This window comes from Xenorhabdus sp. SGI246, from assembly GCF_040838225.1.
In the GTDB taxonomy this organism is placed as follows: domain Bacteria; phylum Pseudomonadota; class Gammaproteobacteria; order Enterobacterales; family Enterobacteriaceae; genus Xenorhabdus; species Xenorhabdus indica.
The window spans coordinates 1-6,095 of sequence record NZ_JBFPEZ010000157.1 but is presented as its reverse complement, the minus strand read 5'-3'; the positions used below and the strand labels follow the sequence as shown (position 1 = coordinate 6,095).

General features: G+C 35.6%; 5 protein-coding genes and 1 pseudogene. 3 read left to right on the top strand and 3 right to left on the bottom strand.

The window, feature by feature from the left end; all coding sequences use genetic code 11:
* On the top strand, positions 1 to 1,368 hold a 1,368-nt coding region (locus tag ABLA85_RS18825; protein WP_367965830.1), incomplete at its 5' end, for a hypothetical protein.
* 28 nt (positions 1,369 to 1,396) lie between these two features.
* On the opposite strand, the gene ABLA85_RS18820 is transcribed toward ABLA85_RS18825, so the two are convergent.
* Positions 1,397 to 2,137 carry a glycosyltransferase family 25 protein gene (locus ABLA85_RS18820; protein WP_367965829.1) on the bottom strand — a complete coding sequence of 247 codons (741 nt, stop codon included), beginning with the start codon at positions 2,135 to 2,137 and terminating at the stop codon, positions 1,397 to 1,399.
* 457 nt (positions 2,138 to 2,594) lie between these two features.
* Between ABLA85_RS18820 and ABLA85_RS18815 the strand changes: the two genes are divergently transcribed.
* Complete coding sequence (locus ABLA85_RS18815; protein ID WP_367965828.1) at positions 2,595 to 4,085, top strand: tail fiber protein; 1,491 nt, start codon at positions 2,595 to 2,597, stop codon at positions 4,083 to 4,085.
* The gene (locus ABLA85_RS18810) at positions 4,085 to 4,702 is read left to right on the top strand and encodes a tail fiber assembly protein (RefSeq protein ID WP_367965827.1); all 618 of its coding nucleotides are present in this window, start codon (positions 4,085 to 4,087) and stop codon (positions 4,700 to 4,702) included. Before ABLA85_RS18815 ends, ABLA85_RS18810 begins: the two co-directional genes overlap by 1 nt.
* A gap of 31 nt (positions 4,703 to 4,733) precedes the next feature.
* Here the strand turns inward: ABLA85_RS18810 and ABLA85_RS18805 are convergent, their stop codons facing one another.
* Positions 4,734 to 5,264: a tail fiber assembly protein gene (locus ABLA85_RS18805; protein ID WP_367965826.1), complete on the bottom strand. Its 531-nt coding sequence runs from the start codon at positions 5,262 to 5,264 to the stop codon at positions 4,734 to 4,736.
* Positions 5,264 to 6,095: pseudogene (locus ABLA85_RS18800) on the bottom strand (hypothetical protein); the annotation flags it as partial. The gene ABLA85_RS18805 and the pseudogene ABLA85_RS18800, both read right to left, overlap by 1 nt.

Below are 6,095 nucleotides of genomic sequence, written 5' to 3'. Positions count from 1 at the left end.
TTAACAGAAGCCGTAAAACAAGCGAAAAATGCGGTGCCCAATAACCGAAAAATCAATGGGAAACCGTTGGGGGAAGATGTGACCCTGAATGCACAAGATGTACAGGGTGAACCGCGTTTTAACATGACGATAGATCTAACCGGGTTGAGTACTGATCGTTATTATCCGGTATGGTGGCGGTTTCCATCGAATGATGGAGCAAATTCGTGGTTAACGATTCATCGCTGGTATGCTGAAGACAGAGAAAAAGACCTATTTAGTAAAGGTGAATTTCATATTGCTGGGTTGTTATTGCAGATAGAAGGAACGGATTATCTGTGGGGAGGCGATGCCCAGTACCTGAATATTAAACGGATTCATCAGAGATACCGTAAGACCGTTAGAAATATTTGTTATGGCATGATGAGTATTGCAAGGCCAGTTGATGGTAAATATCCCCTTTATGAAAAGGTTAAGCCCGGAGATATTGTTTATTGCAAAAGATTCAGTGGTTGTTATTTACGGGGGGGATTAACTTACCATGCCACCAGTAATTTTTCCGATATTCATTATTCTCGTAAAGATGATGAAGTTGAGCTCTCTAGTGCTCTGGAACCTCAGAATAATTTTGAAATGAAATGGACCGTGAAATCCTATGCCATTGATGACCCCCTATTAGGAAAAGATTACGATGATTCTGTTCTGCCTTATGCTCATGATTATGCAGAAACTATCAATTTGGCAAAAAATTCCGTACCAAAATCAGCGATAGTACAAGAATCAGGAAACTCAGCTGAACAAATAATGAGTCAAAAAGCAGTCACTGATGCGTTAGCCAAATCAGTATCCATAGATTTACTATACCCTGTTGGAATTGTTTTATGGTTTGCACAAAATAAAAATCCTAACAATCTATTTCCCGGGACAACATGGAAGTATATTGGTGAAAATAGAACAGTTCGCTTGGCTGCTAGTAATGGATCAAATGTGTTATCGACAGGTGGTAATGATACTAAGCAGCTAACTATAAAACATATTCCAAAACATAGTCACTATTTTAGTGGTAATACAAATAGTACTGGAGGACATAATCATAATCGAGGGGATATGAACATTACTGGTTATCTACCAAGTGTTATTGCTCATGGAAGTGATATTTTTGGAGGTGCTTTTGCTAGAAATGGTCAGAGTAAACCTGGTGTAGAATATACAGATAGATGGACAAGCCTTACCACATTTGATGCATCCCGGACTTGGACTGGAAACACATCATGGAATGGAGAACATGCACATAATGTTAGTGGTAATACATCTGAAACTGGTAGTGGTGAAGGATTTGATGTTATTAATGCCTATATTATGTTAATGGGTTGGTACCGAACAAATTAGTTTATTCATGATAGCCTTAGCTTTAAAGCTAAGGCCTGACTTTTTTCAGCCAAGTACGAATGAATATTCTCCACAAAGCTAACTTTATTTGAATGATAATTGTACGTTTTCTATTTTCTATATCTAACTTCGTCAATGTATACTCTCTTTCTCCGATCGATGAATTTATCGATTGAGCAGAAGGATGAATTACTGGAGGGATAATTCCTTTCAATTTAATTACACCTTGTTCTTTGAAAAATTTCCATTCATCGGCAACAAATCTAACAGGCCGTAAATAATGATATAATTTTTTGGCTGCAGATAGATTTAAAACATATCCAAAAGTACATGCGGCATCAATTACATTGACAATATTATAGTTTTCTACCAGTGGTTTCTTAAATGATTCGAAATATTCATTAGTATTATTTAATAAAAAAATATAGGGTTTTGAACTTAATAACAAGGGATCATTATCTAAAGACGACAATATAGTAATTAAACTTTCATCAAAAAGTACATCATCTTCTAATACTAAAGCAACAGGTATACTGCTATCGATAATTCTCTTATACACTTTTATATGGCTCATTGAACAGCCAACCTCACCAAGAGTGAGGGCTAAATCATCAAAATCAGGGCATGAATTTATCAGCTGCTCATTGGTTAGTTCTTTTCCGTATACTGCTGTTATGAACTCAGCACTAAGATTCACTTTTTGCAACTGTTCTTGCATTGATTTTCTGCGTTCTATATCTTTTTCTAAATTAATGACAAAAATCTTCATAGGACACCATATTGAATTTTATTTGATGTGACATACTAACACAGATTATTCTAAATAAAACAGTCGGATAATCTACAGCCACATAATTTTTCACAATGGAAATTCCCTCTTTGTTAGGTGTTGTTGACATTTTATAAGGAATTATTGAATAACATGATGATTTGGCATCGTTTTCGCTAAAAAAATAACCAGACATTTTATGCTGATAACTGGTGTTAGGAGATACACGACGGAATAAACTATCTGTATTTATGTAACATGCTGATGTATAAATATATTTCTAAACATTCTAAGTTTCAGACTGAACATTTAAGATACCTACAAACAGAAAATTATAAATAAATTTTATGTTTGTAGCTTTCCAGTGACATAATGATCCATGGTTTTATCACCACTTAAACTCTGATTATGACTAAACCTCGGTTTAACAGAAACTCAGGAACTGGCTGCTGGAGCATTGTCTAAATCTATTGTCAGAGAAGTGGGTAATGGAGGAACATTTGCAAGCTGTAATACACCAGGGATATATAACATTGCTATTGATAAACCTGAGACAGTATCAGATTTCCCCAAAGTAAATGGGAATCCAATTTACGGCTATGGCATGATGATTGTGACAGTGAGTCATTCGTGCACTTCACAATTATATATGTCTCATATCGGACACATTGCTGTCCGTCAATTATGGTATCCAAGTGCAGAATATCGTGAATGGTTTGTTCAATATAGTCCTGCAAATAAGCCATCCGCTGCTGATATCGGGGCATTTTCAATAACTGGTGGGAAAGTTGATGGTGAGGTACATGCTGATAAATTTTGGACAAAAACTGCCTTAAATCTTGGTGAGGAAATTACGGGAGAGCGTCACGGAATAAATATTAGCTCTGTTGATAATGCTAGTTTCGAGGGAAATAATGTAGAAATTAGATCTTGGTATGGCATTGGTTTGAAATCAAGTTTAGATAATCAAACACGAATTTTTTTCAATCCCCGTAATGGTCATATTGGAACACAAGGCTCTATCAATGCTGAAAAATTATTAGCAAAATCTAATGTTTGTATCGGTAATGAAGATCATGGTATTTGGGGTGGTACAAAAGATGCTGCTAGTTTCGAAGGTAACAATTTGGAAATTAGATCATGGTATGGTATAGGGTTAAAAGCCGCCACAGATAATGAAACGAGGATTGTATTTAATACACGTAATGGAGATATAGGAACAAAAGGAAATTTGTTTGTTGGTGCAAATAGTAATGGCTCATTAAAAATCTCTTCATATAATACGGCAAATTCACCAATATTTCTCTATACCTTCGGGGATCTACATACTGGAGGCACACGACATGCCATATTAGAGGTAGCAGATGATAAAGGATGGTTTTGGTATAGCCAGAGGACTACTAATAATGAAATTCAATTTGCAGTAAATGGAAAAATGTTACCTAACGATTATGGTAACTTTGACAATCGTTATTTACAGCACCATCAACAAAATATTCCTGTGGGAGTTCCTTTACCGTGGTCTCATGCAAACCCACCCGAGGGTTATTTTGAGTGTAATGGTCAGTCTTTTGATAAAAACCAATATCCCAAATTAGCAATGGCATATCCTTCAGGTACTGTACCAGATTTACGTGGTGAGTTTATCCGCGGATTAGATTCAAATAGGGGGATTGATTCTGGACGCAATGTACTAACAGAACAAATGGATGCACTACAACACATTGAAGGAACTGTTCAAAGTGTATCAGAAACTTTTGCAGGAGGAGGTACCTGTAGTGGGGCTTTCCAGAAAGATTCTGTTGGTCCTAATTCACCTGGAACGCCCAGAAGTGTAGATTGGAGTAATGCCGGTACTCTTAGCTTTAGTGCATCTCGTGTCGCACGCGCAGCACACGAAACTCGCCCCCGTAACATAGCATTCTTATATATAGTGAGAGCAGCATAATGAAATATACAACAGATCTTAAAACACCCAAATTTGATGAAAAAGGTTTTGCAACTTCTAATGGTTGGGTAATGGTTTATCGTGCTAATACTGAAACTAAAGAATATATTTGTGCAGATATGGAACGCACAGTTATTGGCGTTGGCTTATCTGCTGGTGCTTATTTAGATGCGCCAGAATTATCAGATTTAGCTGATATTGCTGTTTGTCGCAGTAAAGATGAAAAGTCATGGATTAATATACCAGACTATCGTGGAAAAACTGCTTACCATATTAAAACCCAACAATCACATAAAATACAATCAATTGGAGAATTACCTTCTGAATTGACTCTATTGAAACCCAAAACTTCATTTGATGAATGGGATGGGAAACAATGGGTAACTAATTTTGATGAAAAACAAAAACATGATTTACAACAAATAGAAAAACAAAAACAATCTTTGTTACATGAAGCTGAACAACGAATTATGCAACTGGAACGTAAAGTCCGACTTGATATGGCCTCAAAAGACGAAACTTCACTGTTACATGAGTGGGAAGTTTATAGTGTAAAATTGCTTGATCTTGATATTTCAGATATCAAAAAAATTGATTTTCCTGAAAAACCAGAATAATAATCAGGGGCATTATGCCCCTTTAATCATATTAGGTTGGTTTCTTTGGCCATTTAATATTTGGTGTATTGGAACAATCAATTCTATTGATCATTACTCGATAACGTTTCCATTCTGTTAAGGCTATTATTTCCTGTTCTGTTTCTATATTCAAGTCTACAGCATCCTGAAGAGGCGAAATTACAGCATTAGCATCTATTAATAATTCCTGTTTCTTCTTTTTAGCTTGAATTATTAATTCATCTTTTGTGTATTCACGTGGAACAATACTACCGTTGATATATTGCCAGTTTCCTAAAATATCTACACCATCCGGTAATGATTCCACCTCAAAAATACTTCCATCTTCTGGGCAGATAGCAGAGGCCTGTTTATTTATTGCACAGATAACGTTATTGGAATTATATTTTATTTTGTAAGTGTTTTCATTAAATTTTGATATGCTTTTATACCAATCATCACCATTTTCATTACGATAGAATATAGCTCTAAATTTTCTCTCAATTTCTTTTTCTTTCTCATTATCTGGCGAATATTTTTTGAAATTTTTTAAATGTAACATTATAAAGCTCCTATATTATGCCAAATTCCATTAATGAGTTTTTGAAGTGGACGGCGATAAACAGCATCAGGAACATCGTCTGAATTATGATTTTCAACACCAGTAATAATATACGGTGGAGTATCAGTATACCCGTATCCACGCCAAACCTTCGCATATTCAACTGCCCCCAATTGAATATCTTGAATATATTTTGAGTTAGCATTCCTAACAGTCAATAACTCATCCCAATTTTCTTCAAAACCGTAAGCATCACGTGCAGAACGATAAAACAGGCCTCCATTTCTATAGTTTGCTAACAATTGCAATGTGGGACAACTCCCAACTCCCATATTAAAATTCACTATCATTTTAGTGTGGGTAGAAAAATTGGCATTATATAAGCCACTGTTTGCATTCCAAGGAACATTATATTCAGTTACAGTCTGAGTCAGACCTAGCATTTGATATTTAGCATCAGATTCATTTTTAGTATAACTATCATCAGTAAAAGCCAATTCTTTAATAGGAGAATTGGCAGTACCTGAATCATTTCCTGCAACTATTTTTACACGGGCAGTGGCATAATTAACTGAAAAAGATGCATAAGTATCACCTGCTTTTAGAAGAAGTCCAGCACCATATATATGTGTATAGTCAGATTTTCCTGAATTCCTAAAAAATTCAGGGCTGACGCCAGATCTACGTATCCAAGTGAGAAATTCATCGTTATTTTTATGAAGGACAGTACCGCCACTTCCACCAAATCCAAAACTGCCTTTTAGTTGATATTTACTATCCGCTTCTGATTTCGACACCGCATTTTCCGCCTGTTTTACGGCTTCTGTTAAA

Bases quoted from the DNA above. Each gene is read 5' to 3' on its own strand.
- ABLA85_RS18810 (WP_367965827.1), top strand. From the start codon at position 4,085: ATGAAATATACAACAGATCTTAAAACACCCAAATTTGATGAAAAAGGT.
- ABLA85_RS18805 (WP_367965826.1), bottom strand. From the start codon at position 5,264: ATGTTACATTTAAAAAATTTCAAAAAATATTCGCCAGATAATGAGAAA.
- ABLA85_RS18820 (WP_367965829.1), bottom strand. From the start codon at position 2,137: ATGAAGATTTTTGTCATTAATTTAGAAAAAGATATAGAACGCAGAAAA.